The following is a 26,367-nucleotide window of genomic DNA, read 5'->3' on the forward strand; positions in this document are numbered from 1 at the left end:
TTAATGCGGAGCATCTGTGGGCCAATCTCTGTTGGATCTTTCCGGCTTTATCAAGTTCTTTGTCGGTCTGTTTGCGCTGGTCAACCCGGTGGGCATTTTGCCGGTGTTTATCAGCATGACCAGCTACCAGGCGGAAGCGGGGCGCAATAAAACCAACCTGACCGCCAACCTGTCGGTCGCCATCATTTTGTGGACGTCGCTGTTCCTGGGCGAAGGGATCCTGCGGATGTTCGGCATCTCTATCGATTCGTTCCGCATCGCCGGTGGTATTCTGGTGGTGACCATCGCCATGTCGATGATCAGCGGCAAGCTGGGGGAAGACAAGCAAAACAAGCAGGAGAAATCGGAGAGCGCGATCCGCGAAAGCATCGGCGTGGTGCCGCTAGCGCTGCCGCTGATGGCGGGGCCGGGGGCGATCAGTTCCACCATCGTGTGGAGTTCCCGTTATCACAACTGGCAAAGCCTGCTCGGCTTTACGGTGGCGATCGCCTTGTTCGCCTTTTGTTGCTGGCTGTTGTTCCGCGCCGCGCCGCTGTTGGTGCGTTTGCTGGGGCAGACCGGCATCAACGTGATCACCCGTATCATGGGTCTGCTGCTGATGGCGCTCGGCATCGAGTTTATCGTTACCGGCATTAAGGCGATATTCCCCGGCCTGTTGTAATACCCTTTGTTTAGCCGCGTACCTTTCGCGTCGGCGCGGCTAAAATTAATTTTAAAGTTTAAATTATTTATTGGTTCGCATTATTATAGTGCACAGAGTGAATAAAAATTATGCCGTTGCACTCTTATGTTGCATAAATCTCATGTTGCTGCTCAAAAAAAACGCTGAGCGCTATTTCAAACACTTTTCCTCCCCCCTTTTCGCGCATTTTGCCCCCGTTCAACGGTAAAGCTGTTGTTAAATTAGTCACATCATTCTGTGGGGCTTGTCTCACTTTCATCCAGGTGTTATTAGTGATTAACCGCCCGTAGACAGGTGTTTGTTCTTTGAATGATTGGATTGTTAACTGAATGTTTCTTTTCGCGGCGGTGAGATCGTGCTGACGGTTTCAATTGAAATGAATTCGGTTTTTTTGCCTTTAAAATCATATCAATGATATTGGTTTTTCTTGGCCTCGAACGCAGGGGACGGATCGGGCTTCGTGCGATAAAAGAGAATTGCTTAACATTTTCGTAAAATTTATTGGCTATGGAATTTGGCTTCTGCTAATTTCCGAGCAACTTTCCCGTGGTCAATTAACTGAAATGCGCCATAAAAACGGGAATGATTTTTGCTGGTATCCGTTTATTTAGAATTCTTATAAACACTTCACAAACTTCGATAAGCGATGCTTGTCGGTGAAAAGGAGCCTCGATTATGCAGCAAACCCTGAAGCGTACTTCTTTGACCTTGTTGATTAGCGGCGCGCTGAGCGTCGGCGCCGTAAATAGTGGTTGGGCGGCGCAGGTGCCGGCCGGCGTTCAGTTGGCGCAGCAGCAGAATATTGTGATCAACAACGGTAGCGAAGTGGCTTCATTGGATCCGCATAAGGTCGAGGGCGTACCGGAAAGCAATATCATTCTTAACCTGCTGGAAGGGCTGGTGAGCACCGACGCCAACGGGCATGTGGTGCCGGCGGCGGCGGCGAGCTGGGATAACCAGAATTATCAGCAGTGGACTTTCCACCTGCGTCCCGGCGCGGTGTGGAGCGACGGCAGCCCGGTGACCGCGCAAGATTTCGTCTACAGCTGGCAGCGTCTGGCCGATCCGAAAATCGCCTCGCCCTATGCCAGCTACCTGCAATACACCAAAGTCGAGAATATTGACGACATCCTGACCGGTAAGAAGAGCCCGCAGACCCTCGGCGTCAAGGCGCTGGACGATCAAACGCTGCAGGTGACGCTGAGCGAGCCGGTGCCGTATTTCATCAGCATGCTGAGCCACACGTCGCTAAAACCGGTCAAGCGGGCGGTGGTGGAGAAATTCGGCGATAAATGGACGCTGCCCGCCAACTACGTCGGTAACGGCGCTTACCGCCTGAAAGAGTGGGTGGTGAACGAGCGCATCGTGCTGGAGCGCAGCCCGAGCTACTGGAACAACAAGCAGACGGTGATCAATCAGGCGACCTTCCTGCCGATTACCTCGGAAGTCAGCGACGTTAACCGCTTCCGCAGCGGCGAGATCGATATCACCAACAGCGCCATTCCGCCATACCTGTACGTCAAGATGAAGCGCGAAATGCCTGAACAGCTGCACGTTAACCCTTATCTGTGCACCTTCTATTACGAGCTCAATAACAAGCAGGCGCCGTTCACCGATGCGCGCGTGCGTACGGCGGTGAAGATGACGCTGGATCGCGACATCATCGCCAACAAGATCATGGGCCAGGGGCAGATCCCGGCCTACAGCTTCACGCCGACCTTCACGGAAGGCGCTAACTTCACGCAACCCGCGTGGGCCGGCTGGAGCCAGGAACAGCGCAACGCTGAAGCCAGGAAACTGCTGGCGGAAGCGGGCTACAGCGACGCCAAGCCGCTGAAATTCTCGCTGCTGTACAACACCTCCGATCAAAACAAACAGCAGGCGATCGCCGCTGCGTCGATGTGGAAGAAGAACCTGGGCGCTGAGGTCACGCTGCGCAACCAGGAATGGAAAACGTCGCTGGAGAGCCGCCATCAGGGGCAATACGACGTGGCGCGCGCCACCTGGTGCGGGGATTACAACGAGCCCAGCGCGTTCCTGAACCTGGTGCTGTCCAACAGCAGCATCAATACCGTGTTCTATAAGAGCCCGGCGTTCGACGCCATCATGGCCGCCACGCTGAAGGCGCCGGATGAGGCTGCGCGCGCCGCGCTCTATCAGCAGGCGGAAGCGCAGCTGGACAAAGACTCCGCGTTGGTCCCGGTTTATTACCGCGTCAGCGCGCGGTTGATCAAGCCGACGGTGGGCGGGTTCACCGGCAAAGATCCGCTGGACTATACCGACGTTAAAAATCTGTACATTATCAAGCAGTAAAAGGGGTATTCCTGGCGCTAGTTCGCGGAGGAATATAGGGAAGGCCGGCCGCCGCATTCGTTCCGCGGCGGCGGGAAAACAGAGTCCGCTTACGGGCAACGCAGGCTCCACGAAGAGCCTGTGATAATAAAAAACTGGAGTCGATAAGTATGACCAACATCACGAAGAAAACGCTCATTGCCGCCGGCGTCATCGCCGCGCTGGGCATCACAGCAACCACCTCCGCCTTTGCCGCCGACGTTCCTGCAGGCGTGCAGCTGGCCGACAAGCAAGAAATCGTCAAAAACAACGGTTCCGAAGTGCAGTCGCTGGATCCGCACAAAATCGAGGGCGTGCCGGAAAACAACGTCACCCGCGATCTGATGGAAGGCCTGGCGAACAACAGCCCGGACGGTTCCATCGTGCCGGGCGTCGCGGAAAGCTGGGATAACAAGGATTTCAAAGTCTGGACCTTCCACCTGCGTAAAGACGCCAAATGGTCCAACGGCAAGCCGGTAACGGCGCAAGATTTCGTCTACAGCTGGCAGCGCGTGGTGGATCCGAAAACCGCGTCGCCTTACGCCAGCTACCTGCAGTACGCCCATGTGGAAAACGTCGATGACATCATCGCCGGTAAAAAAGACAAGTCGACGCTGGGCGTGAAGGCCATCGACGACCACACCTTCCAGGTGACCCTGAGCGAGTCGGTGCCTTATCTGGTTGAAATGACCCCGCACTACGCCATGAAGCCGGTTTACAAAGACGCGGTGGAGAAGTTTGGCGAGAAGTGGACGCTGCCGGCCAACTACGTCAGCAACGGCGCCTACAAACTGAAAGACTGGATTGTCAACGAACGCATCGTACTGGAACGCAACCCGGAATATTGGGATAACGCCAAAACCATCATCAATAAAGTGACGTTCCTGCCTATTTCGTCGGAAGTGACCGACGTTAACCGCTACCGCACCGGTGAAATCGACATGACTTACAACAACATGCCGATCGAACTGTTCCAGAAGCTGAAGAAAGAGATCCCGAAAGAGGTGCATGTCGATCCTTACCTGTGCACCTATTACTACGAAATCAACAACCAGAAGGCGCCGTTCACCGATGCGCGCGTGCGTGAAGCGCTGAAGCTGGGCATGGATCGCGACATCATCGTCAACAAGGTGAAAAACCAGGGCGATCTGCCGGCCTACAGCTTTACGCCGCCATACACCGACGGCGCCAAGCTGACCCCGCCGGAGTGGTTCGGCTGGACGCAGGAAAAACGCAACGAAGCGGCGAAGAAACTGCTGGCGGAAGCCGGCTACGGCCCGGGCAAACCGCTGACCTTCTCCCTGCTGTACAACACTTCAGACCTGCACAAGAAGCTGGCGATCGCCGCCGCCTCCATCTGGAAGAAAAACCTGGGCGTGGACGTGAAGCTGGTGAACCAGGAGTGGAAAACCTTCCTGGATACCCGCCATCAGGGCACCTATGACGTGGCGCGCGCCGGCTGGTGCGCCGACTACAACGAACCGAGTTCGTTCCTGAACATGATGTTGTCCGACAGCAGCAGTAACACCCCGCACTACAAGAGCGCCGAGTTCGACAAGCTGATGGCCAACGTGCTGACCGCGAAGACCAAAGACGAGCGCGCCGATCTGTATCAGAAAGCGGAAGTTCAGCTGGATAAGGATTCCGCCATCGTTCCGCTGTATTACTACGTGAACGCCCGTTTGGTGAAACCTTACGTCGGTGGCTACACCGGCAAAGACCCGCTTGATAACGTGTACGACAAAAACCTGTACATCATCAAGCATTGATACGGTAAGAGCCGGCGGCGCAGGCCGCCGGCCCATGTTGAGAATAATAAGCCGTCATCAGGCTGTCGCACAGGGTTAGGGCAATGCTTAAATTTATACTTCGTCGCTTGCTGGAAGCGATCCCGACACTATTTATCCTTATCACCATCTCATTCTTCATGATGCGCCTGGCGCCCGGCAGTCCATTTACCGGGGAGCGCGCATTGCCGCCGGAAGTTATGGCGAATATCGAGGCCAAATATCATTTGAACGACCCGATCTGGAAACAGTACGGTCATTATCTGGCGCAGCTTGCGCAGGGAGACTTCGGCCCGTCCTTTAAATACAAGGACTATTCGGTCAACGATCTGGTCGCCGGCTCTTTCCCGGTGTCCGCCAAACTCGGCCTGGCCGCGTTTCTGCTGGCGGTGGTGCTGGGGGTGAGCGCCGGCGTTGTCGCCGCGCTGAATCAGAACACCAAATGGGACTACACGGTGATGGGGTTCGCCATGACCGGGGTGGTGATACCCAGTTTCGTGGTGGCGCCGCTGCTGGTGCTGATCTTCGCCATCACGCTGAAATGGCTGCCGGGCGGTGGCTGGAACGGCGGCGCGCCTAAATTCATCATCCTTCCGATGGTGGCGCTGTCGCTGGCCTATATTGCCAGCATCGCCCGTATCACGCGCGGCTCGATGATTGAAGTGCTGCACTCCAACTTCATCCGCACCGCGCGTGCCAAAGGCTTGCCGATGCGTCGCATCATTTTCCGCCACGCGCTGAAGCCGGCGCTGCTGCCGGTGCTGTCCTACATGGGCCCGGCGTTCGTCGGCATCATCACCGGTTCGATGGTGATCGAAACCATCTACGGTCTGCCGGGGATCGGCCAGCTGTTCGTTAACGGCGCGCTGAACCGCGACTACTCCCTGGTATTGAGCCTGACCATTCTGGTGGGCGCACTGACCATTCTGTTCAACGCGATCGTCGATGTGCTGTATGCGGTCATCGATCCGAAAATCCGTTATTAATCTGGAGCACGCGAATGATGTTGACTAAAAAGAACAGCGAAGCTCTGGAACACTTCAGCGAGAAGCTGGAAGTGGAAGGACGCAGCCTGTGGCAAGACGCGCGCCGGCGCTTTATGCACAACCGCGCGGCGGTCAGCAGCCTGTTCATTCTGGTGTTGATCACGCTGTTTGTGGTGCTGGCGCCGATGCTGTCGCAATTTGCCTACGACGATACCGATTGGGCGATGATGTCCGCCGCGCCAAGCGTGGAATCGGGGCACTATTTCGGCACCGACTCCTCCGGGCGCGATCTGCTGGTGCGCGTGGCGATCGGCGGGCGCATCTCGCTGATGGTCGGCGTGGCGGCGGCGCTGGTGGCGGTGATCGTCGGCACCCTGTACGGCGCGATGTCCGGCTATCTGGGCGGCAAGGTCGACTCGGTGATGATGCGCCTGCTGGAGATCCTCAACTCCTTCCCGTTCATGTTCTTCGTGATCCTGCTGGTGACCTTTTTCGGCCAGAACATCCTGCTTATCTTCGTGGCGATCGGCATGGTGTCGTGGCTGGATATGGCGCGTATCGTGCGCGGCCAAACCCTCGGTCTCAAGCGCAAGGAGTTCATCGAAGCGGCGCTGGTGTGCGGCGTCTCCACGCGCAATATCGTGCTGCGGCATATCGTGCCGAACGTGCTCGGCGTGGTGGTGGTGTATGCCTCGCTGCTGGTGCCGAGCATGATCCTGTTCGAATCCTTCCTCAGCTTCCTGGGGCTGGGCACGCAGGAGCCGCTCAGCAGCTGGGGCGCATTGCTTAGCGACGGCGCCAACTCAATGGAAGTTTCACCGTGGTTGCTGCTGTTCCCGGCGGGTTTCCTGGTTGTCACTCTGTTCTGTTTCAACTTTATCGGCGATGGCCTGCGTGACGCCCTCGACCCGAAAGATCGTTAAGGAGTGCAATCATGAGCACCATTGAACATCCTCAACTGCAAACCGGCGCCGGCGTCAAAACGTCGCCGCTGCTGGACGTGAAAGACCTGCGCGTCACGTTCTCCACCCCGGACGGCGACGTGACGGCGGTGAACGATCTGAACTTCGACCTGCGCGCCGGCGAAACGCTGGGCATCGTCGGTGAATCCGGTTCCGGCAAATCGCAGACCGCATTCGCCCTGATGGGGCTGCTGGCCAGCAATGGCCGCATCGGCGGCTCGGCCAAATTCAACGGCCGTGAAATTCTCAACCTGCCGGAAAATCAGCTCAACAAGCTGCGGGCCGAAGAGATCTCGATGATCTTCCAGGACCCGATGACCTCGCTCAACCCTTATATGCGCGTTGGCGAACAGCTGATGGAAGTGCTGATGCTGCATAAGAAAATGAGCAAAAGCGAAGCCTTCGAAGAGTCGGTACGCATGCTCGACGCGGTGAAAATGCCGGAAGCGCGCAAGCGCATGCGCATGTATCCGCACGAGTTTTCCGGCGGCATGCGCCAGCGCGTGATGATCGCCATGGCGCTGCTGTGCCGGCCGAAGCTGCTGATCGCCGACGAACCGACCACCGCGCTGGACGTGACCGTCCAGGCGCAGATCATGACGCTGCTCAACGAACTGAAGCGCGAGTTCAACACCGCGATCATCATGATCACCCACGACCTGGGCGTGGTGGCCGGCATCTGCAACAAGGTGCTGGTGATGTACGCCGGCCGCACCATGGAATACGGCAGCGCGCGCGAGGTGTTCTACCAGCCGAGCCATCCGTACTCCATCGGCCTGTTGAACGCGGTGCCGCGCCTCGACGCCGAAGGCGAAGCGTTGCTGACCATTCCCGGCAACCCGCCGAACCTGCTGCGGTTGCCGAAAGGCTGCCCGTTCCAGCCGCGCTGCCCGTACGCCATGGAACAGTGTGCGAGCGCTCCGCCGTTGGAGCAATTTGGGGAAGGGCGCCTGCGCGCCTGCTTTAAACCGGTGGAGGCGTTGGTATGACAGCGGTAACCGACAAGAAAGTGCTGCTCGAAGTGGCCGATTTGAAAGTGCACTTCGACATTCATGACGACAAACAGTGGTTCTGGCAGCCGCCGAAAACCCTGAAAGCGGTCGATGGCGTCACGCTGCGGCTGTTCGAGGGGGAAACCCTGGGCGTGGTCGGCGAGTCCGGCTGCGGCAAATCCACCTTCGCGCGCGCCATCATCGGCCTGGTGAAGGCCACCAGCGGGCGCGTCGCCTGGCTGGGCAAAGATCTGCTGGGCATGAGCGACGCCGACTGGCGCAAAACCCGCAGCGATATCCAGATGATTTTCCAGGATCCGCTGGCTTCGCTCAACCCGCGCATGACCATCGGCGAGATCATCGCCGAGCCGCTGCGCACCTACTACCCGAAAATGCCGCGTCAGGAAGTGAAGGACAAGGTCAAGGCGATGATGCTGAAGGTCGGCCTGCTGCCTAACCTGATCAACCGCTACCCGCACGAGTTTTCCGGCGGCCAGTGCCAGCGTATCGGCATCGCGCGCGCGCTGATCCTCGAGCCGAAGCTGGTGATCTGCGACGAACCGGTCTCCGCGCTGGACGTGTCGATTCAGGCGCAGGTGGTGAACCTGCTGCAGCAGCTGCAGCGCGAGATGGGGCTGTCACTGATCTTTATCGCCCACGACTTGGCGGTGGTGAAGCACATTTCGGATCGCGTGCTGGTGATGTATCTGGGCCATGCGGTGGAGCTGGGCACCTATGACGAGGTGTACCACAATCCGCAGCACCCTTACACCAAAGCGCTGATGTCGGCGGTGCCGATCCCGGATCCGGACAAGGAGAAGGAAAAGCAGATCCAGTTGCTGGAAGGGGAGCTGCCTTCGCCGATCAACCCGCCGACCGGCTGTGTGTTCCGCACCCGCTGCCCGATCGCTGGGCCGGAGTGCGCCAAGACGCGTCCGCTGCTGGAGGGCAGTTTCCGCCATGCGGTTTCGTGCCTGAAGGTCGATCCGCTGTAATGCGCCGCTAGCCGGCAACAAAAAGCCCCGCTGAATGAGCGGGGCTTTTTTTATCCGATATGCTATCGGCGAATCACTCTTTCCACAGAATGTGGCACAGCTTGTGGTCTTTCTCGCGGCAGATTAGCACGCGGGCGAACACGTCGTTGATCGGCTCGCCGTCGCTGTCCGCGAGACCGATCACTACCTCGGCGAAGAAGTCCGGGTTCAGATCGTAATCCACGTGCTCGCTCCAGTCTTCGGAGGGGTCGTACAGTTCGGCGCCGCCGCGCTCTTCAAACTGCAGGTTGAACAGCAGAATATCCGCCGGATCCAGATTGTCGCCGGCCAATTCGAGGAAGATGTCGTAGGCCTGTTCCAGCGTTTCGTCTTCGGTAAGGCGGTTATTCAAATCCATAAAAAAATCCTGATAACAAATGATTTGGCGCTATTAAAGCACGCTCGTCGCGGCTTTTACAGCAGCGGGCTGAAAAAGTAGAACAGGCGCTCGACCAGGCGATGCCAGAACGGCCGCTTCAGCCACTCTTTGGCGTTCAGCAGTTTGGAACGGGCGATGTAATCTTCCTGCACGCAGGCCAAATCGCTGCCGAAGCCGTCATCATCGATCACCAGCGTGATCTCGAAATTCAGCCACAGGCTGCGCATATCCAGATTGACGGTGCCGACCAGGCTGAGTTGCCCGTCCACCAGCACGCTCTTGGTATGCAGCAGGCCGCCTTCGAACTGATAGATCCTGACGCCGGCCTCCAGCAGCTCGGAGAAGAACGCGCGGCTGGCCCAGCGCACCATCATCGAATCGTTGTCGCGCGGCACGATGATGCTGACCTCGACGCCGCGCAGGGCGGCGGTGCAGATGGCGTGCAGCAGATCGTCGCTCGGCACGAAGTACGGCGTGGTCATGATCAGCTGCTCGCGCGCGGAATAGACCGCGGTCAGCAGCGCCTGGTGGATCATCTCCTCGGGGAAGCCGGGGCCGGAGGCGATCACCTGAATGGTGTGGCCGCTCTCCTGTTCGAACGGCATGATGTTGACGTCCGGCGGCGGCGGCAGAATGCGCTTGCCGGTTTCAATCTCCCAGTCACAGGCATAGACGATGCCCATGGTGGTGGCCACCGGGCCTTCCATGCGCGCCATCAGGTCGATCCACTGGCCGACGCCCGCATCCTGCTTGAAGTAGCGCGGGTCGACCATGTTCATGCTGCCGGTATAGGCGATGTAGTTGTCGATCAGCACCACTTTGCGGTGCTGACGCAGATCCATGCGGCGCAGGAACACGCGCAGCAGGTTGACCTTCAGCGCTTCCACCACTTCGATGCCGGCATTGCGCATCATCGCCGGGTAGGGGCTGCGGAAAAATTGCAGGCTGCCGGCGGAGTCGAGCATCAGGCGGCAGTGTACGCCGCGCCGCGCGGCGGCCATCAACGATTCGGCCACCTGATCGACCAGGCCGCCGGGCTGCCAGATATAGAACACCATTTCGATGTTGTGGCGCGCCAGCTCGATGTCGCGGATCAGCGCTTTCAGCGTGTCGTCGGTGGTGGTGAGCAGCTGCAGCTGGTTGCCCTTGACGCCGTCGATGCCCTGGCGGCGGTTGCACAGCTGGAACAGCGGTTCGGCGACTTCGCTGTATTCGGTGGCGAAGATGCGGCGGCTCTCTTTCAGCTCCTTCAACCAACGGGCGGTCGACGGCCACATGGCCTTGGCGCGCTCGGCCCGGCGCTTGCCCAGATGCAGCTCGCCGAACGATAAATAGGCCACGATGCCGAACAGCGGCAGAATATAGATAACCAGCAGCCAGGCCATGGCAGAGGGAACCGCACGGCGCTTCATTAAAATGCGCATCGTCACGCCGGCGATCAGCAGCCAGTAGCCGAACACCATGAGCCAACTGATTACGGTATAAAATGTTGTCATAAAGGCGAAAAATCCCGTTCGCAAACCACCAATGATGAGTGTACGCACAGATCGGGCAAGGCGAAACCTTTTATCGGCGCTTATGTTACATAAATATGATGAAGTTAAGGCACTTGCTGAAAATGAAAGGGCGGCTTTTGCCCGCGCGGCGTCCGCTGTGCCGCCGATAACGGCGGCTTGGATCACGGGCGGAAAGGGCTATAATGCCCGCGGTTGGCATTAGACGAACGAGTGACGGAATTATGAGACGCAGTAGAAATGAAGTGGGCCGCTGGCGCATGTTGCGGCAGAGCCAACGCCGCCGGCATCGCTGGCTGGAGCGCCAGTCGTGCAGCAATCGCCATATCATCCGGGTGCGGCGCCGCCTGGACGATCAGCATCGGCGCGCGCTGCTGTTTGCGGTATCCTGCGAGTGGTAAAACGAAAACAGTCCCGTAAGGGACTGTTTTGTTATGGCGCCAGGGTTATTTGCCCAGATAGGCGTTGAGCATCCAGACCTGTTTTTCCTGCTCTTTGATGTAATCGCTCATCAGCGACGCGGTGCCTTCGTCGCCGGCGTCCGCCGCCACCGTCAGCAGTTCACGCTGCTGTTGCAGCAAGATTGAATACCCTTCCAACAGGCCGCGCAGCGTGCCCTTATCATCGGTCACGTTGGTGTGTTCCTTGATGTCGGCGGTTTTCAGATAGTCGCTGAAAGCGTGACGCGGCTGCGAGCCCAGCGTCAGAATACGTTCCGCCAGCTCGTCCACCTTGGTCAGCAGATCGTTATATGTCTCTTCGAACTTCGCGTGCAGTTCAAAGAACTGCGGGCCGGTAATGTTCCAATGATAGCCGCGCACGTTCATATACAGCACCTGATAGTTCGCCAACAGCGCGTTCAGCGCTTCGGCGAGTTTTGCCGATTGTTTACTGTCGAGGCCGATATGGGTTTTCGCTGCTTTCTTTGCCGTTGCCATAATAATCTTCTCCTGATTATCTGTTCCGATAGTAGACAGAATCAATTTCCATAGGGGATACAGTAACCGGATTTATCGCAGGGTTAAACACGATAACAGGCATTATTGCCATCGTTCAAACCGATGACGACAAATCCGTCGAGCAAATTGCCGAATTAGTTTACGCAGGTTCCGCCGGCGAAAAAAGCCGCTTTTATCGGTTACTTGCGCAGCGCCAGTTTTACCGCCCCGGCGCCCAGCGCCATTAACAGCGCGGCGGCGATCAGTACCGTAATAAACGCGCGATCAAAGGCCAGACGCGCCAGCTGCGTCAGCTGCTGCGCGCGATCGGCCGCCATCCCGGCCGCCAGGCGCAGGGCTTCGTCGATGCTGTCGTATGCCAGCGGGTTGACCGGCAGCTCCGCCGGCAGCGCCAGGCTGTGGCTGTAAACCGCCGTCATCAACCCGCCGAGCAGCGTCACGCCCAGCACGCCGCCCAGTTCGTAGGAGACGTCCTCGATCGACGCCGCCATGCCGGATTTTTCCTCCGGCGCGTTCAGCATGATGGCGGTGGAAGCGGCGGTGATCACGCCGCCGAGGCCAAAGCCCACCAGCGCCAGGCTGACCAATTGCAATGCCATGCCGCTCTGGTATAACGCGGCAAGACCGGCGATGCCGAGAGTGGTCAGGACAAAACCGCCGAGGATGATGCTGCGTTCGCCGTAGCGCGGCAACAGCAGGCCGGCTACGGGTCCCGCCAGCGCCGAGGCCAGCGGGATCGGCAAAATAAACAGCGCCGCCTGCAGCGGGCTGAGGCCGAGCACCAGCTGCAATCGCTGGCTGAGCACCAGTTCGATGCCGATCAGCGCCACCATCGAAAGCAGCGCCACGCCGATGCCGCCGGCGAACAGCCGGTTGCGGAACAGAGAGAAATCGATCATCGGGTGGGCGCTGCGCTGCTGACGACGCACGAACAGGGCCAGGAACAACACGCCGATCAGGGCTGCCACAAGCAAGGCACTCACATCAGGCGTCGGCTTGCTCAGCTCCTTCAGCGCATAGATAGCGCCGACCAGACCAATCATGATCTGCACCGAGCCGACGATGTCCGAAGGGCGCGGGTTATCGCCACCGCAGCGCGGGATCAGTTTCCACGCCAGCGGCCAGACCAGCAGCACGACCGGCACATTGATCAGGAACACCGAACCCCACCAGAAATACTCCAGCAGCAGGCCGCCGACCACCGGGCCGATGGCCGCGCCGCCGGAGGCCACCGAGGCCCAGATGCCGATCGCCAGCGCGCGTTCGCGTTCGTCGGTAAAGACGTGGCGCACGATGGACAGCGTGGCGGGCATCATCATCGCCGCGCCAACGGCGAGGAACACCCGGGCGGCGATCAGCCACTCGGCGGTGGGCGAGAACGCGGCGCACAGCGACGCGACGGCAAACACCGGCAGTCCGGCGAGAAACAGCCGTTTATGGCCGATGCGATCGCTCAGCATGCCGGCGCCGGGCAACAGGCCGGCCACCACCAGCGGGTAGGCGTTGACGATCCAGAGTTTTTGCGAAGCGCTGGCGTCCAGCGCCTGGGTTAAGCGCGGCAGGGCGGTATATAACACCGTCATATCGATGACGATCAGGAACAGGGCGCTGGCGACCATCGTCAGGATCAACCAGCGGTTCTTGGCGTACATAAGTCATAATCCAGTTAAAGTGGGCCGCGCGGAGGCGCCGCCATTCGGGTAACCCACCGGCGATGCCGGGTGGTATACTGGTGATAATATATATCCATACGTTCGTATTGAAAAGAAGGGTTTCTTAATGGGACGTCAACGCAGCATCGATCGCGACAAGGTTTTGGACATCGCCGAAGAGATCGTCGCCACCCAGGGCGCCGCCGGCTTGACCATCGACGCCGTCGCCAAAGCGATGGGGATCTCCAAGGGCGGGGTGCAGTATTGCTTTGGCAGCAAAGACGCCCTGATTGATGCCATGTTCGATCGCTGGGGCAGTGCCTATGAAACGCTGTTCACGGCTATCGCCGGCGACGATCCTTCGCCGCAGACCGCTGTGCGGGCGCATATGCTGGCCACCCACAGTTCGGATCAGACCGCCAGCGCCAAGGCCGCCGGGCTGATGGCGACGCTGATTCAAACGCCGGAGCATCTGGCGAGCACGCGCGAATGGTATCGCAGCCGCATCGCCGGGCTCGATTTGACCACCGAAGAGGGCAAGCGCGCGCGCCTGGCGTTTCTAGCCACCGAAGGCGCCTTTATGCTGCGTTATTTTGGTTTGATGGATATCGACCAGGCGGAATGGGAAACGATGTTCACCGATATGCAGGCGTTGATTTTAACTGAGGATGCCTATCGCACTGATAGCTAGTAAAGCCCGCAGTGAAGGGCGTATGGTTATCGAACAAGATATTCCCTCGAAGAACTTTTAAGCCAGCCACTCCGTGCTGGCTTTTTTTTGTTTGCAGGCAAACGCCCAAGCGGTGCCCCCTGGAGGCAGGGGGCGGGGGATTATTTACGGGCGTCCAACAGCGATTGGGCGTTCTCTGCGGTGACGACGGTCCACGGAATGTAGTAATGCTTCTGCGTGCCGCCTTCCCATTTCAGATCCTTGGCGTACTGTTTCCAGATATCCGACTGCGGCTGATAGCTTTCACCTTTCACGGCGCGCAGCGCGACGTCGATGGACCCCTGCATCTGGCCTTTGGCATCTTGCAGGATAGAGACCATTTCACCGGCCTGCACCGCATGAATCGCGTCGGAAACGCCGTCAACGCCGGCAATCGCGAAGTCCTTCACATTCAGGCCGGCGCCTTTAATCGCCTCGATAGCGCCCAGCGCCATCTCGTCGTTTTGGCCAATCACGCCGTTGATTTTGCCCCGATGTTTCTGCAGCCAGTTTTCCATCAGCGGCTGCGCTTCCGCGCGTGACCAGTTGGCCGTTTTGCGTTCAAGCACGGTGACCTGGCCAGCGCCGCACTCGGCTATCGCTTTATCATTGCCCTTGCCGCGCTGGATCTCGCCGCTGCCGCCTTTCGGGCCTTCGATAATCACTACGTTCACCTTATGGTTCTTGCAGTCGAGTTTGTCCAGTACGGCTTTGGCTTCCAGATATCCCCCCAACTCGTCGTTAGACACCACTTCAGACGTCATCGCGTCCGTGTTCAGGCGCGCATTGGTGACCACCACCGGGATTTTGGCCTCGTTGGCATTGGTGACGATATCGATATTGGCCTCAAAATCCATAGGGTTGACGATAATGGCATCGGCGCGTGTCTGGATAGCGGTGGCGGCCTGATCGTTTTGCACCGATGCATCATAACGCCCATCGTAGAAGGTCAGCACGGCTTCGCCGCTTTTCACCGCCGGGTGTTCCTTCCCGAACCTTTCCATCAATTGCACGAACTCGGCTTTGTTGCCGTACATCAATACCGCGATTTTAACCGGGGCGGCCTGGGCTGCCGACAGGCTGCCCAGCATCAGGGCAGAGGCAAACAACGCTATCTTGGTCTTATTCATGGTTTTCTCCTGGTAGAGTTGGGTCTGATGTTATTAATCGCGCTGTTGCTTACGCGAGGGGTCGAGCAATACGGCAAGGACGATCAATGCGCCTTTGATAATTTGTTGGTAATACGACTGCACGCCGAGCAGATCGAGGCCGTTATTCATCACCCCGATAATCAGCACGCCGAAGAAGGTGCCGACCAGCGTACCGACGCCGCCGGCCATGCTGGTGCCGCCGATCACCACCGCCGCGATGGCGTCCAGCTCATACCCTGCGCCGGCATTGGTCTGCGCCGAACCGGTGCGCGCCGTGAGGATCAGGCCGGCGATGCCGGCCAGCGCGCCGCACAGCGTATACACCAGTATTTTGATGCGGGTCACGTTAATCCCCGAGGTGCGCGCGCTCTTCGGGTTGCCGCCGACGGCGTAGATGTAGCGCCCGAAGAGGGTTTTATTCAGCACGAGCCAGGCGAGGGCGAACAGCACGATGAAGATGATGACGGGCACCGGAACGCCGCCGACATAGCCATTGCCTAACCAGCGGAAATCGCTGTTCAATTGCGATACCGGATTGCCGTTGGTGGTCAGCATGGTTAAACCGCGCGCCGCGGAGAGCATGCCCATGGTGACGATAAACGGCTGCAGCCGATAACGGGCTAACACGGTGCCGTTTACCAGGCCGCAGACGATGCCGATGCCCAGCGCCACAATCAGCGGCGCCATAACGGCGGTCGCGGTGTCGCCGATAGCCAATCCGCTGTTGTTGGTGGCGAAGCGGGCGGCGACGATCCCGCTTAACGCCAGCACCGAGCCCACGGAGAGATCGACGCCTGCTGTAATGATGACGAAGGTCATGCCGATCGCCAGAATGCCGTTGATCGAGACCTGGCGCAGGACGATCAGGGTGTTTTCATTGCTGAGAAAATAGTTGCTGCTCCAGGCCCCCTGAGCGACCTGATATTCGCCAATCAGCGCCACGATCAGGCACAGGGCGAAAAAGGCGATGATAATGCCGTATTTGTGCATACGGCGCTTATTGCGGGTGAAAAATGAAATTCCTGGTGATAAGGAGTGGGCGCTGCTCATTTTTTTTTCTCTCTCTGTTAAACCGCAAGTTTCATCAGTGCTGCCTGGGTCGCATCGGCTGCCGAAAGCTCGCCGGCCAACTGCCCGTCACGAAACACCAATATGCGATCGCTCATGCCGATAATTTCCGAAAGCTCGGAGGAAACCATAATGATCCCTTTGTTTTGCAAGGCGAACTCCGACATAAATCGATAGATCTCTTTCTTGGCCCCGACGTCGATACCGCGCGTCGGCTCGTCGAGCAGCAAAACCTCCGGATCCAGCAGCGCCCAACGGCCCAGCACGACTTTTTGCTGGTTGCCGCCGCTCAGGTTGCCCACCGGCTGTTCGCCGTCGTGGGTTTTAACGTTGAAGCGCTGGCTCATGTCGCGGGTTCGCGCCTGCTCCCGTTTCTCGCTGACAAACCCCATCCGGCTGATGGCGGCAAAAGAGGCGATATTGATGTTTTCACTGACGGAACGGCACAGCACCAGGCCGGTTTCCTTGCGATCTTCCGTCACGTAGGCAATACCGCTGTCGATGGCCTCGCGCGGAGAGTGGCGGTTCAGCGTCTTGTCACCCAGGCGGATCGTGCCGCTGTCGGCATGCTGAATGCCGAAGATAAGATCGAGAAATTCACTGCGGCCCGATCCCACCAGCCCATAGATGCCCAGGATCTCACCGTGCTTCAACTGCAGGCTGATATCTTTTATCTTGTTGCGCCAACACAGGTTATTGACCGCCAGCAAGACCTGTTCGCCGGGCTGGTTGAATTTGGCGAACTCGCTGTCGTACTCGCCGCCAATAATGTGTTCGATCAGCTGTTCACGGGTAATGTCGGCGATATAGCCTTCATGGATATAGGCGCCGTCGCGGAAAATGGTGTAGCTGTCCGCGATTTGGAATATCTCTGACAAACGGTGAGAGACGTAAATAATGCCTTTACCTTTTGCCGCCAGTTGCTGAAGCGTCTGAAAGATTTTCTGCGCATCCTCTTCGCCAATCGCCGAGGTGGGTTCATCCATGATGATGATGTCGGCATTGGCATGCGACAGCGCCTTGGCGATCTCGACCAGCTGCTGTTCGGCGACGCTCAGGTTGCGCATTTTTTCTCGGGCGTCGATCTTGAAATCGAGTTCTTTGAGCAGGCTGGTCGTGCGCTGGTTGAGCGTTGCGAAATCGACGAACCCCAGGCGTCTCGGCTCGCGGCCCAGCCAAATGTTTTCGGCCACCGTCAGATCCGGGATCGCGCTCAGCTCCTGCTGCACGATGGCGATGCCGGCATTGAGGGCTTCCCGCGGATGATGAAATTCGCAGCGTTGGCCATTGATAAAAATGTCGCCGCCGTCGGGTTGAATAAAGCCCATCAGAATGCTGAGAAAGGTGGATTTACCCGCGCCGTTGCCGCCGCACAGGGCATGGATGGATCCGCGCCGCAGGCAAAACTCCGCATTCTTGAGCGCCACGACCGGGCCGAAGGCTTTCCTGACGCCGCTGACCTCCAGCAGGTAGGCGGGCGCTGGCGTATGGGGATCTCGCGTCACAGTTGCACCTCCGGATAGGTCTGCTGCAAGCGTTGCAGGTAGCGTTGATAAAGCGTCTCGTATTGCGCCTGCCTGCCGGCGTTTGGCGGCGTGCGCGTGGCCTCATCCAGCGCAACGAAGCGTTGGCACAGTTCGGCCAGCAATGCGGCGGCGTTCCGGCGCGGATCGTCGGCCAACATCGTCGCCCACATCGCCTGAATGGCGCCGCCCAGCGCCGCGGTCTCTTTGGCTTTCAGACAGACCACCGGGCATCCCATTACGTCCGCGACGATTTGTCGCCAGGCGGCGCTGCGGGCGCCGCCGCCGGTGAGGCGGATTTCGCGCGCTTCGATGCCCTGACGGCGAAACAGCTCGATGCCATAGCGCAACCCATACGTGGCGCTTTCGACCACCGCCAGGCAGAGATTGGCGCGGGTAAAGTTGTCGCTATCAAGGTTGTGCAGGCTGGCGCGCGCGTGGGGCAATGGCGGAACGCGTTCGCCATTGAAGAACGGCAGCATCTCGACACCGCCTGCGCCGGGCGAAGCCTGCGCCAGCAAAGCGTTAAAGCCGGCAAGATCTTGGTCCAGCAGCGTTTGTACCGCGGTGGTGGCCGAGGTGACATTCATGGTGCAAATCAATGGCAGCCACCCGTTGGTGCTGGAGCAGAAGCCGGCAATCATGTCCGATTCCGCCGTGACGGGGGCGGCGGACCAGGCGAACAGCGTGCCGGAGGTGCCCAGGCTCAGGGTGAGGGTGCCGGCCTCGATGTTGCCGGAACCGATGGCCGCCATCATGTTGTCGCCGCCGCCGGTCGAGACCCGCACTGCCGGGCCGAGGCCGAGTTTTTCCGCCGCGGCGGGGCGCACCGTGCCGATGCAGCACTCCGCGCTTTTGAGCGGCGGCAGGGCTTGCCACAGGCGGCCGCTGTCGTCGATGAGATCGACGGCGGTTTTGCTCCAGCGACGGGTGCGCACATCGAACAACCCGGTGCCGGAAGCGTCGCCATATTCCGCTACGCGCTCCCCGGTCAGCCAGAAGTTCAAGTAGTCATGGGGCAACAACACGGTATGCAGTTGTGCCCACAGCGCCGGATGGTGCGTCTTGAACCAAAGGATTTTTGACGCGGTATAACCGGTGGCGATCCGCAGGCCAAGCGTTTCCTGCGAGCCGTTGGCTCCGCCGAGCTGTTGCAGGAGCCGTTCGTTTTCTTCTGCGGTTTCGGTATCGCACCACAGCTTGACGCTGTGCAGCACGTTGCCGTCTGTGTCCAGCGGCACAAACCCATGTTGTTGGCCCGATACCCCCAGAGCGTGAATCTCCCGTGCATCAACGCCGGCGTGAGTCACGGCTTGGCGAAAAGCGATGACTAGCGCCTCAATCCACCAGTCGGCCTCCTGTTCGCGCCGGCCATTGGCTTGGCTGATGAGACGGTGAGGGGCGTTGCCCTCACCGAGGATCACGCCCTGTGTGCTGTCGACAATCACGACTTTCGTGCCTTGCGTACCGCAGTCTATGCCAGCATAGAGCGCCATAGGATCACTCCATCTCCAGCATGATTTTGATGTCTGAGGCATGTCCCGCCGCCGCGCGCTCGAAGGCCGCCACGCTGTCGGAGAACTTGTAGGTTTGGCTTATCAACGGCTGGACGCGCAGCTTGCCGCTGCTCAACAGCCGCAGCGTGCGTGGGTACATGTTGGCGTAGCGGAAAATGGTCTTGAAGGTAATTTCCTTGGCCTGCGCGGCGACGATATCCAGCGGCGCGGCATCGATCGGCATGCCGACCAGCACGGCGGTCGCCCCGGGCGCCGCATGTTCGGCCAGCGTAGCGATAGCCGGTTTCGCGCCGCTGCATTCAAACACGACATCGGCGCCATTGCCGCTGGTGAGGGCGGCCACTTTCCCCGCCAGGTCGCCGGTTTTGATATTGACGGCGTGCAGCCCCTCGTAACTGGCCGCAACGGCGAGTTTTTCGTCGAACAGATCGCAAATAATGACGTCCGAGCAGCCGCCCGCCAGCGCCGCGAGGGCGGTGACCACGCCGATCGGCCCGGCGCCGATCACCAGCGCGATATCGCCGGGTTTGATCCCGGCTTTGGTGGCCGCTTGCATGCCGATGGCTAAGGGTTCCACCATGGCGCCTTCAGCGAAACTGACGTTGTCCGGCAATTTGAACGTGAAGGCGGCAGGGTGGATGACGGTTTCGCGCAGGCAACCGTGTACCGGCGGCGTCGCCCAGAAGCGAACGGCCGGGTCAAGGTTGTAAATACCGGCGCGCGTCTGCGCCGAGTTGAGATCGGGAATGCCGGGCTCCATGCAAACGCGATCGCCGATGCTGAGGTGAGTGACGTTTTTACCTGTCGCGAGCACCACGCCGGAGGCTTCATGGCCGAGCACCATCGGGGCGTTAACCACGAACGGGCCAATGCGGCCATGTTGGTAATAGTGCACATCACTGCCGCAGATGCCCACGGAATGAATTTTTATCTGCACATCATCGGGGCCCAGCGTTTCGGCAAGCTGGACGTCCTCGATAGCGATTTCCCCCGCTTTGGCCAACACTAATGCTTTCATATTGCCTCCTGGTGAATCATTTTTATGGTAACGGTATCATTTCAATGCGGCGATATTGGGCCAAAGCGAAGGGGTAAACTGTGATCGATGTTGGAATTACTCGACGAGAGTTAATTTTGCTGGTGGGTTGTTATTCAATATGGGGATAACGATCACAAAATCGGCGATGCAATGACGGTTTTAATATCAGCGTGTTGATATCGATACCGTTACTTTGCAGGGGAAATGATGAACAAACGACAAACCGCCATGGCCGCTACGCTGGAATATTTGCGCAAGGCGGACATTATTCTGACCGAAGAAGAACGGCAACGTATTGAAATTGCGACATTTGGTCTGGCCGACTATCCCGCCTCAGGGCTGCAACTGCTGACCTATGTCAACTCGCCTCGCTATTGTGCGAAAGAGTTGGTGCTGTTTCCAGAGCAGACTTGCCCGGAACATTTGCATCCTCCTTTCGCCGGCACGCCGGGCAAGCAAGAGACGTTTCGCTGCCGTTGGGGCGAGGTGTTTCTGTTTGTCGATGATGAAAACCTGACGCTTAATGACGCCGGCGGCGAACCGGTATGCCGGGTACCAGAGGGTGCGGAGCCTTGGTATACCTGCAATCGCTATATCCTCTTGCGGCCGGGCGAGCAATACACCATCGCGCCCAATACCCGGCACTGGTTTCAGGCTGGAAAGCGGGGGGCGGTGGTGTCCGAGTTCTCTTCCGAGAGCCGTGACGAGCTGGATATCTTTACCGATCCCCGGATTAACCGCCTGGCGGGCGTAAACCATTAGCGCCACGATGAAAGTTCTGTCATGATGTTGTTAATGGTACAAAATGATACTCAAAGCTAAGGAGCTGCATTTGGCAGTGGGTCGAGGACGGAAAGCGACGCTGGCTAGCGTCGCCGCACAGGCAAACGTCAGTAAAATCACCGCGTCGCGGGCATTTTCACAGCCGGACAAAGTTCATCCGGAAACGCTGCGCCGCATTCGGGAGACCGCTGCCGAGCTCGGCTATGTGGTCAATGCCGCGGCGCGTAACCTGCGGGCAAAAAGCAGCAGAACCATCGGTATCGTCAACCCTGATATGGCCAACCCGTTCTTTGGCGGCCTGACGCGGCTGATGACGCTTGAAGCGCAAAAAATGGGATACGACACCCTGGTGTTCGACTCCTATGAGTCTCAGGAAAGCGAAGACAGAATCATCGACAAACTGATTGGCTACAACGTCGATGCGATCATTCTCTCGGTCATTTCCAACGATCATCTGTACCAGCCTTCCTACCTAAAACGGTTGGAAACCTTGAATATTCCGGTGGTGCTGATCGACCGGGAGCTGGACAATCGCCACTGCAGCGGGGTGTATATCGATAACCTGGACTGCGGCCTCCAGGCGGGGCGCTGGCTGCTGGAACAGAAGGCGCAGCGGGTGGTGGTGGTCTCCGGGCCGGAAAACTCCAACGTGGCGCGTGACAGGGTCACTGGCTTGCAAGCGGCATTACAAGGCAAGGTGGCGTCGCTTGAAGTGCTGTATGCCGATTTCTTTATGGATGTCGCCTGGCAAGAAACGAGCCGTTGGCTGGCCAATAACCGCGCACCGGACTTTTTCGTCGGCTGCAATAACCAGATCTCCCTGGGCATTATCAAGGCCTGCATTGAACACCGGCTGCCGTTGATGCAGGACGTGTCGCTGTTCAGCATCGATGAGGTTTCACATGCTGAGATCTACGGTTTTCATTTCCCCTGCGTGTCGCATGATTTGCAAGAGATCGCCTGGCAAGCGTTGAATCTGGCGATCCGGCGCATTGCCGACCCCGATATCAAGCCGGGCAAGGTGGTGGTGCGGGGAAAACTCATCGCGTAGCGGCGGCGCCGTTCGCTTTACCCGTCATTTTTCAGCGCGTTGCGCCGTTTACGGCTCATCCCCCCGGCGGGACGGATTAGCAACCACAAACCGCTTCCTGCGGCCGCCGCGCCCAGCAGCATCGGCCAGGAAAGGGGCTCATCGAACATTAACCATGCCCAGCAGAAAGTGACGAAGGGACTGAGAAACAGCAGGCTCGTCACGCGCAGCGCAGAGGTGAGCCTTAGACAAAACCAGTACAGCCCGTAGCCGCCCAGCGTCGCCAGCAGCGCGGTCCAAAGCACGCCGATCACAAAACCCGTCGTCATGGTTGGCAGCAACGGGCCTTCAGCGCCGGCCATCGCGGCGAAAGCCAGTGCTGAAACCACGCTTTGTATCCCCAGCGCGGCCGGCAAACTCATTGCCTGCGTCTGCGGCAGCCTTTGCTGCCACAGCGTCGCCAGCGCCAGCGACAGCATCCCCGCCAGCGGCAACAAGTAGCTCCACATTGGGGCGTTTCCCCATGAGATGGCGCTGCCGGTCGCTAGCGTTACCCCGCTAACCCCCAATGTTAACCCGAACCAGACGCGGCCATCGGGCAGGCGACGTTGCACCAGCATGCTCAGCAGCGCCGTGCCGAGAGGGAGCAAATCGGCGATGAGCGCGGCCAGCCCGGCCGGCACGCCATATTCAATGCCTTTGCTGACGCCGGTCAGGTAACCGGTCATGGCGAGCAACCCGATCCCGGCGTGAACAGCTACCGTCAGCGGAGATGCGCGCCTTATGGCGCTCAGGCTAAACGGCAGCAGCGCGAACGCGACCACCACGCAGCGCCAGAACGCCACCAGCAACACCGGCGCGTAATCGGCGGCGAAGCGGATGCCGACGAAACCGGAGCTCCAGGCCACGATCAGCAGAACCTCGGCCGCAGCCAGCCAGAGGGCGGCTTTGCCGCAGTGGGAAGAGGGGCGGAATTGTGGCAGGGACATGGTGGTCACCTCCTTTTCCGCCCGATGGTAGTGAGTGGCTATAATTTAATAAATCGAATAATTTTTGTTTAGTTGTTTAATGGAGTTAAATTATGCGGCCGACATTGGATATCGATCTCTTGCGCACTTTTCACGCCATTGCGCGTTTGGGGCAATTTCGCGCGGCGGCGGCATTTGTCAATCGCAGCCCCGCCGCCGTGAGCGTGCATATCCAGCGCCTGGAACAGCTGGCGGGCGGGCGCCTGCTGGAGCGTGACAATCAGTCCGTGGCGCTGACGCCGCTGGGGAACAGGCTGCTGGCCTCGACGCTCGGGCTGCTGAACGCCCATGACGATATTCTGCGGGAGCTGCAGGGCGCGCCGCTGAGCGGCCATATCAAATTGGGATTGCCCGATGAGTACGCTTCTCATGTGATACGCCATATTTTGCCGCGGTTTGCCGACAGTTTTCCCGCAGTGGAGCTGGAAGTCTCTACCGCCGCCAGCCAGGCGCTGGCGGAACAAATTGGCCGTAATCGGCTGCATCTTGCGCTGGTGGTTCAACCCTCGGGGAGACAGTGCCAGACACCGCTTGCGGTGACTGCGCCGGTGTGGGCCGGAGGCCGTTCGCTGGCGCTGCAGGCTAACCGGCCGCTGCCGCTGGCGTTGCATGCCGCCGATTGCCCTTATCGCGAAGCGATGCTCGAGGCGTTGACGGCCGCGGGGCGGCCATGGCGGGTCATTTTAAGCAGTCCCTCGGCCAGCGTGGTGGCCTCGTGCGTAGAGGCGGGGCTGGCCGTCACGTTGCTCGATCGGGCGCGGCTCTCTGGCGCGATGCGGATACTCGAAGAGTTGCCACCGGTCGCGCCGTATGAGGTACAGCTGCTGCGCTCTTTCGCCGCCGACGGCGAGCCTGCGACGACGATGCTGGAGAAAGTCATCGGCGAGTATTTTCAGACCGGTGAACGCATCGCGCAGTAAGCGCGGCCAAACCTGGGAGGGCTGCCTCACATCCTATAGCCCAAACACCGCCGCCGCATTGCGATCCAAAATGGCGTTCACGTCTGCCTCCGGCAAACCCGCACGGCGGATGTAGTCCACCGTGGTTTGAAACAGGTCGCCCGGCTGGAACGGGAAATCGGTGCCGAACAGCAGCCGCTCTGCGCCGAAGGTCGCCGCCGCCGCTTGCAACGCGGGCACCTGATCGTGGCCTACCGTGTCGTACCACATGCGCAGAGCGGCGCGGCTCGGCGGTTCCGGCGTATGCGGCGCTTCCCACGCGACGGTTTGGTCGAGACGCTCCAGCGTCATCGGCAGCAGGCCGCCCAGGTGCGGCACAATGATTTTCATCTCCGGAAAGCGTTGGGGGATGCCGTGGAGGATAAAGTGCATGGCGGCGACTGTATCTTCGATCGGCGCGCCAATCGACCAGGTCAAAGCGTAATCGGCGATCAGCGGCGAATGCGCGCCGCGGCCGGCGGGATGAATGGCCAGCACGCTGTGGCGGCGATTGAGTTCCTGATAGAGCGGCTCGAACAGCGGGTTGGCAATAGACAGCCCGAGCACCGAGGTGGTGATGCAGGCGCCCAGCATATTGAGCTGGGTAAAGGCCCTTTCAAGCTCGAGCAACGCCGCGTCGATATGCGGCAGCGGCAAAGAAGCGATAGCCCGAAAGCGGGTGGGATAACGCGCTACCAGTTCCGCATATTCATCATTGATCCGGCGTGCGGCATCAACGGCCGCCTGTTCGTCTTCCAGATGCGGCGACAGCGGCGTCGCCGACAGGATTTGCATGTCGATGCCGGCGCTGTCCAGCAGGGCGAAGCGCGCGTCGAGTTCGCGCTCGGTGCGGCCGGCGCCCAGTTGCCGATAGGCGGCCACGTCGTGCACGCCATGCGCTTGCAAAAGATCCAGATACTCTGTGCTCCACAGGTGAGCGTGTACGTCGAGTCGCATCGGTCTATCTCCCGGCTTCGCGGCGATGCCGCGGGTTCAGGAGAGTATAGGCGGGCGACGCGACGCCTCCTGAAGGGAGAGCATTTTTTCTACCGACGGGTTAGGGTGAGAGCACGCATTGATCCGGGAACGGCGCGCGAACGGGCGTTCCCGGTATTGGGAGGGCTGGAGATCAGAACACCTGCTTGAACGGTTTCACCGTCACGTCGGCATAGACACCGGCGGCGATATAGGGATCTTGTTGCGCCCAGGCCTGGGCTTGCGCCAGCGACTCGAATTCGGCGATCACCGTCGAACCGGTAAAGCCGGCGGCGCCGGGATCGTTGCTGTCGATGGCCGGGTTAGGGCCGGCGACCACCAGGCGACCGGCGTCGCGCAGCGCCTGCAGGCGCGCCAGGTGTGCCGGACGCACCGCCAGACGATTTTCCAGCGAGTTGGGGACGTCTTGCGCGTAGATCAGATAAAGCATTTTTCACCTTTAAAATCATGGCTATAAAACGGTGCTACCAAGGTAGCGCAAAAGGCGCGACAGGGGAACGGCGTAGGGCGAATTTCCCGGCGGATTGGCGCTTATGCCTTGAAGCCGCTACTTTTTATTCGTATAGTGCGGCGCGCTTAAACTGATATGCCATTGAGGTGAGGACATGACGGAACTGGTAAGGGAAAAACTCGATTTGCCGGCGGGCAAAAGCAAACTGCTGCTGCATTCGTGCTGCGCGCCCTGTTCCGGCGAGGTAATGGAAGCGATCCAGGCCTCCGGGATCGAGTACGCCATTTTCTTCTATAACCCCAATATTCATCCGCAAAAAGAGTATCTGCTGCGCAAGGAAGAGAACATCCGCTTCGCCGAGCAGCACGGGGTGCCGATCATCGATGCCGATTACGATACCGACAACTGGTTCGCCCGCGCCAAGGGGATGGAGAATGAGCCGGAGCGCGGTATCCGCTGCACCATGTGTTTCGACATGCGTTTCGAGCGCACGGCGCTGTATGCGCATGAGCACGGTTACGACACCATCTCCAGCTCGCTCGGCATTTCGCGCTGGAAGAACATGCAGCAGATCACCGACTGCGGCATTCGCGCGGCGGAAAAGTATCCTGACCTGGTGTACTGGGATTACAACTGGCGCAAGAAGGGCGGTTCGTCGCGCATGATAGAGATCAGCAAGCGCGAACGCTTCTATCAGCAGGAATACTGCGGCTGCGTCTATTCGCTGCGCGACACCAACCTGCACCGCAAGGCGCAAGGGCGGCCGCTGATCAAGCTGGGCGTGCTTTACTATGGCGATGAAGAATAACGCTTAATCACCGCAATCAACCCGCTACGGCGGGTTTTTTACTTTTTG

25 protein-coding genes are annotated in these 26,367 nt (G+C 59.2%); 13 read left to right on the forward strand and 12 right to left on the reverse strand.

The features are described 5' to 3' along the window. The first annotated feature begins 16 nt into the window (after positions 1–16). The 7 genes from ACF8MC_RS02355 to oppF all read left to right on the forward strand — a co-directional run bounded on the left by ACF8MC_RS02355 (position 17) and on the right by oppF (position 8,735). Positions 17–661: a YchE family NAAT transporter gene (locus ACF8MC_RS02355; RefSeq protein WP_015378089.1), complete on the forward strand. Its 645-nt coding sequence runs from the start codon at positions 17–19 to the stop codon at positions 659–661. Positions 662–1,357: 696 nt separating this feature from the next. Continuing rightward, complete coding sequence (locus ACF8MC_RS02360) at positions 1,358–2,995, forward strand: ABC transporter substrate-binding protein (RefSeq protein WP_041035408.1); 1,638 nt, start codon at positions 1,358–1,360, stop codon at positions 2,993–2,995. Positions 2,996–3,144: 149 nt separating this feature from the next. After that, on the forward strand, positions 3,145–4,782 hold the full coding sequence (gene oppA / locus ACF8MC_RS02365) for an oligopeptide ABC transporter substrate-binding protein OppA (protein ID WP_033647597.1): 1,638 nt from the start codon (positions 3,145–3,147) through the stop codon (positions 4,780–4,782). Between the two features lie 83 nt (positions 4,783–4,865). Further along, complete coding sequence (oppB, locus tag ACF8MC_RS02370; RefSeq protein WP_033634784.1) at positions 4,866–5,786, forward strand: oligopeptide ABC transporter permease OppB; 921 nt, start codon at positions 4,866–4,868, stop codon at positions 5,784–5,786. A gap of 14 nt (positions 5,787–5,800) precedes the next feature. Continuing rightward, entirely contained in the window at positions 5,801–6,709 is a 909-nt protein-coding gene (gene oppC / locus ACF8MC_RS02375) for an oligopeptide ABC transporter permease OppC (protein WP_033634783.1), read from the forward strand. An 11-nt stretch (positions 6,710–6,720) separates the two neighbouring features. Then, positions 6,721–7,737: an ABC transporter ATP-binding protein gene (locus tag ACF8MC_RS02380; RefSeq protein ID WP_033634782.1), complete on the forward strand. Its 1,017-nt coding sequence runs from the start codon at positions 6,721–6,723 to the stop codon at positions 7,735–7,737. Further along, positions 7,734–8,735 carry a murein tripeptide/oligopeptide ABC transporter ATP binding protein OppF gene (gene oppF, locus ACF8MC_RS02385; protein WP_025303071.1) on the forward strand — a complete coding sequence of 334 codons (1,002 nt, stop codon included), beginning with the start codon at positions 7,734–7,736 and terminating at the stop codon, positions 8,733–8,735. Before ACF8MC_RS02380 ends, oppF begins: the two co-directional genes overlap by 4 nt. Before the next feature lie 73 nt (positions 8,736–8,808). Here the strand turns inward: oppF and ACF8MC_RS02390 are convergent, their stop codons facing one another. Beyond that, positions 8,809–9,132, reverse strand: coding sequence for an HI1450 family dsDNA-mimic protein (locus tag ACF8MC_RS02390; RefSeq protein WP_004932139.1), 324 nt, complete (start codon positions 9,130–9,132; stop codon positions 8,809–8,811). Positions 9,133–9,188: 56 nt separating this feature from the next. Next, positions 9,189–10,649, reverse strand: a complete 1,461-nt coding sequence (gene cls, locus ACF8MC_RS02395) for a cardiolipin synthase (RefSeq protein WP_033634781.1) — start codon at positions 10,647–10,649, stop codon at positions 9,189–9,191. 242 nt (positions 10,650–10,891) lie between these two features. Between cls and ACF8MC_RS02400 the strand changes: the two genes are divergently transcribed. After that, entirely contained in the window at positions 10,892–11,068 is a 177-nt protein-coding gene (locus ACF8MC_RS02400; protein WP_025159792.1) for a YciY family protein, read from the forward strand. 45 nt (positions 11,069–11,113) lie between these two features. On the opposite strand, the gene ACF8MC_RS02405 is transcribed toward ACF8MC_RS02400, so the two are convergent. Both ACF8MC_RS02405 and smfY read right to left on the reverse strand, forming a co-directional pair. Beyond that, on the reverse strand, positions 11,114–11,605 hold the full coding sequence (locus tag ACF8MC_RS02405; RefSeq protein ID WP_004932132.1) for a Dps family protein: 492 nt from the start codon (positions 11,603–11,605) through the stop codon (positions 11,114–11,116). Between the two features lie 200 nt (positions 11,606–11,805). Then, positions 11,806–13,278, reverse strand: a complete 1,473-nt coding sequence (gene smfY, locus ACF8MC_RS02410; RefSeq protein WP_033634780.1) for a multidrug efflux MFS transporter SmfY — start codon at positions 13,276–13,278, stop codon at positions 11,806–11,808. A gap of 127 nt (positions 13,279–13,405) precedes the next feature. Between smfY and ACF8MC_RS02415 the strand changes: the two genes are divergently transcribed. After that, positions 13,406–13,969, forward strand: a complete 564-nt coding sequence (locus ACF8MC_RS02415; RefSeq protein WP_039565828.1) for a TetR/AcrR family transcriptional regulator — start codon at positions 13,406–13,408, stop codon at positions 13,967–13,969. Between the two features lie 140 nt (positions 13,970–14,109). Here ACF8MC_RS02415 and ACF8MC_RS02420 read toward each other — a convergent pair whose 3' ends face one another. The 5 genes from ACF8MC_RS02420 to ACF8MC_RS02440 form a co-directional block, all read right to left on the reverse strand. Continuing rightward, positions 14,110–15,117: a substrate-binding domain-containing protein gene (locus ACF8MC_RS02420; protein ID WP_033634778.1), complete on the reverse strand. Its 1,008-nt coding sequence runs from the start codon at positions 15,115–15,117 to the stop codon at positions 14,110–14,112. 33 nt (positions 15,118–15,150) lie between these two features. Next, positions 15,151–16,128, reverse strand: coding sequence for an ABC transporter permease (locus ACF8MC_RS02425; protein ID WP_016927501.1), 978 nt, complete (start codon positions 16,126–16,128; stop codon positions 15,151–15,153). A 77-nt stretch (positions 16,129–16,205) separates the two neighbouring features. Next, a complete protein-coding gene (locus ACF8MC_RS02430) occupies positions 16,206–17,711 on the reverse strand; it encodes a sugar ABC transporter ATP-binding protein (RefSeq protein WP_164105011.1) in 1,506 nt (501 codons plus the stop codon). After that, the gene (gene xylB, locus ACF8MC_RS02435) at positions 17,708–19,225 is read right to left on the reverse strand and encodes a xylulokinase (protein ID WP_164105010.1); all 1,518 of its coding nucleotides are present in this window, start codon (positions 19,223–19,225) and stop codon (positions 17,708–17,710) included. Before xylB ends, ACF8MC_RS02430 begins: the two co-directional genes overlap by 4 nt. Positions 19,226–19,229: 4 nt before the next feature. Then, the gene (locus ACF8MC_RS02440) at positions 19,230–20,264 is read right to left on the reverse strand and encodes an NAD(P)-dependent alcohol dehydrogenase (protein ID WP_033634775.1); all 1,035 of its coding nucleotides are present in this window, start codon (positions 20,262–20,264) and stop codon (positions 19,230–19,232) included. Between the two features lie 228 nt (positions 20,265–20,492). On the opposite strand from ACF8MC_RS02440, the gene ACF8MC_RS02445 reads away from it, so the two are divergent. Together ACF8MC_RS02445 and ACF8MC_RS02450 are read left to right on the forward strand one after the other, a co-directional pair. Beyond that, positions 20,493–21,047 carry a D-lyxose/D-mannose family sugar isomerase gene (locus ACF8MC_RS02445; protein ID WP_164105009.1) on the forward strand — a complete coding sequence of 185 codons (555 nt, stop codon included), beginning with the start codon at positions 20,493–20,495 and terminating at the stop codon, positions 21,045–21,047. A gap of 70 nt (positions 21,048–21,117) precedes the next feature. Continuing rightward, positions 21,118–22,119, forward strand: coding sequence for a LacI family DNA-binding transcriptional regulator (locus tag ACF8MC_RS02450; RefSeq protein WP_039565832.1), 1,002 nt, complete (start codon positions 21,118–21,120; stop codon positions 22,117–22,119). A 17-nt stretch (positions 22,120–22,136) separates the two neighbouring features. Here the strand turns inward: ACF8MC_RS02450 and ACF8MC_RS02455 are convergent, their stop codons facing one another. Further along, positions 22,137–23,087, reverse strand: a complete 951-nt coding sequence (locus ACF8MC_RS02455; protein ID WP_239506345.1) for a DMT family transporter — start codon at positions 23,085–23,087, stop codon at positions 22,137–22,139. A 92-nt stretch (positions 23,088–23,179) separates the two neighbouring features. On the opposite strand from ACF8MC_RS02455, the gene ACF8MC_RS02460 reads away from it, so the two are divergent. After that, on the forward strand, positions 23,180–24,046 hold the full coding sequence (locus ACF8MC_RS02460; protein ID WP_047567139.1) for a LysR substrate-binding domain-containing protein: 867 nt from the start codon (positions 23,180–23,182) through the stop codon (positions 24,044–24,046). A 33-nt stretch (positions 24,047–24,079) separates the two neighbouring features. On the opposite strand, the gene ACF8MC_RS02465 is transcribed toward ACF8MC_RS02460, so the two are convergent. Both ACF8MC_RS02465 and ACF8MC_RS02470 read right to left on the reverse strand, forming a co-directional pair. Next, on the reverse strand, positions 24,080–25,021 hold the full coding sequence (locus ACF8MC_RS02465) for an amidohydrolase family protein (RefSeq protein WP_039565837.1): 942 nt from the start codon (positions 25,019–25,021) through the stop codon (positions 24,080–24,082). A gap of 172 nt (positions 25,022–25,193) precedes the next feature. Further along, on the reverse strand, positions 25,194–25,490 hold the full coding sequence (locus ACF8MC_RS02470) for a YciI family protein (RefSeq protein WP_033634770.1): 297 nt from the start codon (positions 25,488–25,490) through the stop codon (positions 25,194–25,196). A gap of 175 nt (positions 25,491–25,665) precedes the next feature. Here ACF8MC_RS02470 and ACF8MC_RS02475 point away from each other — a divergent pair, with 175 nt between their 5' ends. Then, a complete protein-coding gene (locus ACF8MC_RS02475; RefSeq protein WP_025303057.1) occupies positions 25,666–26,319 on the forward strand; it encodes an epoxyqueuosine reductase QueH in 654 nt (217 codons plus the stop codon). Positions 26,320–26,367 lie beyond the last annotated feature (48 nt).

The organism is Serratia sp. LACPHL-BACT-2024-00286, assembly GCF_043109535.1.
GTDB classification, from domain to species: Bacteria; Pseudomonadota; Gammaproteobacteria; order Enterobacterales; family Enterobacteriaceae; genus Serratia; species Serratia sarumanii.

Bases quoted from the DNA above. Each gene is read 5' to 3' on its own strand.
- ACF8MC_RS02360 (WP_041035408.1), top strand. From the start codon at position 1,358: ATGCAGCAAACCCTGAAGCGTACTTCTTTGACCTTGTTGATTAGCGGC.
- oppA (WP_033647597.1), top strand. From the start codon at position 3,145: ATGACCAACATCACGAAGAAAACGCTCATTGCCGCCGGCGTCATCGCC.
- oppB (WP_033634784.1), top strand. From the start codon at position 4,866: ATGCTTAAATTTATACTTCGTCGCTTGCTGGAAGCGATCCCGACACTA.
- oppC (WP_033634783.1), top strand. From the start codon at position 5,801: ATGATGTTGACTAAAAAGAACAGCGAAGCTCTGGAACACTTCAGCGAG.
- ACF8MC_RS02380 (WP_033634782.1), top strand. From the start codon at position 6,721: ATGAGCACCATTGAACATCCTCAACTGCAAACCGGCGCCGGCGTCAAA.
- oppF (WP_025303071.1), top strand. From the start codon at position 7,734: ATGACAGCGGTAACCGACAAGAAAGTGCTGCTCGAAGTGGCCGATTTG.
- ACF8MC_RS02390 (WP_004932139.1), bottom strand. From the start codon at position 9,132: ATGGATTTGAATAACCGCCTTACCGAAGACGAAACGCTGGAACAGGCC.
- cls (WP_033634781.1), bottom strand. From the start codon at position 10,649: ATGACAACATTTTATACCGTAATCAGTTGGCTCATGGTGTTCGGCTAC.
- ACF8MC_RS02400 (WP_025159792.1), top strand. From the start codon at position 10,892: ATGAGACGCAGTAGAAATGAAGTGGGCCGCTGGCGCATGTTGCGGCAG.
- ACF8MC_RS02405 (WP_004932132.1), bottom strand. From the start codon at position 11,605: ATGGCAACGGCAAAGAAAGCAGCGAAAACCCATATCGGCCTCGACAGT.
- smfY (WP_033634780.1), bottom strand. From the start codon at position 13,278: ATGTACGCCAAGAACCGCTGGTTGATCCTGACGATGGTCGCCAGCGCC.
- ACF8MC_RS02415 (WP_039565828.1), top strand. From the start codon at position 13,406: ATGGGACGTCAACGCAGCATCGATCGCGACAAGGTTTTGGACATCGCC.
- ACF8MC_RS02420 (WP_033634778.1), bottom strand. From the start codon at position 15,117: ATGAATAAGACCAAGATAGCGTTGTTTGCCTCTGCCCTGATGCTGGGC.
- ACF8MC_RS02425 (WP_016927501.1), bottom strand. From the start codon at position 16,128: ATGCACAAATACGGCATTATCATCGCCTTTTTCGCCCTGTGCCTGATC.
- xylB (WP_164105010.1), bottom strand. From the start codon at position 19,225: ATGGCGCTCTATGCTGGCATAGACTGCGGTACGCAAGGCACGAAAGTC.
- ACF8MC_RS02440 (WP_033634775.1), bottom strand. From the start codon at position 20,264: ATGAAAGCATTAGTGTTGGCCAAAGCGGGGGAAATCGCTATCGAGGAC.
- ACF8MC_RS02445 (WP_164105009.1), top strand. From the start codon at position 20,493: ATGAACAAACGACAAACCGCCATGGCCGCTACGCTGGAATATTTGCGC.
- ACF8MC_RS02455 (WP_239506345.1), bottom strand. From the start codon at position 23,087: ATGTCCCTGCCACAATTCCGCCCCTCTTCCCACTGCGGCAAAGCCGCC.
- ACF8MC_RS02460 (WP_047567139.1), top strand. From the start codon at position 23,180: ATGCGGCCGACATTGGATATCGATCTCTTGCGCACTTTTCACGCCATT.
- ACF8MC_RS02465 (WP_039565837.1), bottom strand. From the start codon at position 25,021: ATGCGACTCGACGTACACGCTCACCTGTGGAGCACAGAGTATCTGGAT.
- ACF8MC_RS02470 (WP_033634770.1), bottom strand. From the start codon at position 25,490: ATGCTTTATCTGATCTACGCGCAAGACGTCCCCAACTCGCTGGAAAAT.
- ACF8MC_RS02475 (WP_025303057.1), top strand. From the start codon at position 25,666: ATGACGGAACTGGTAAGGGAAAAACTCGATTTGCCGGCGGGCAAAAGC.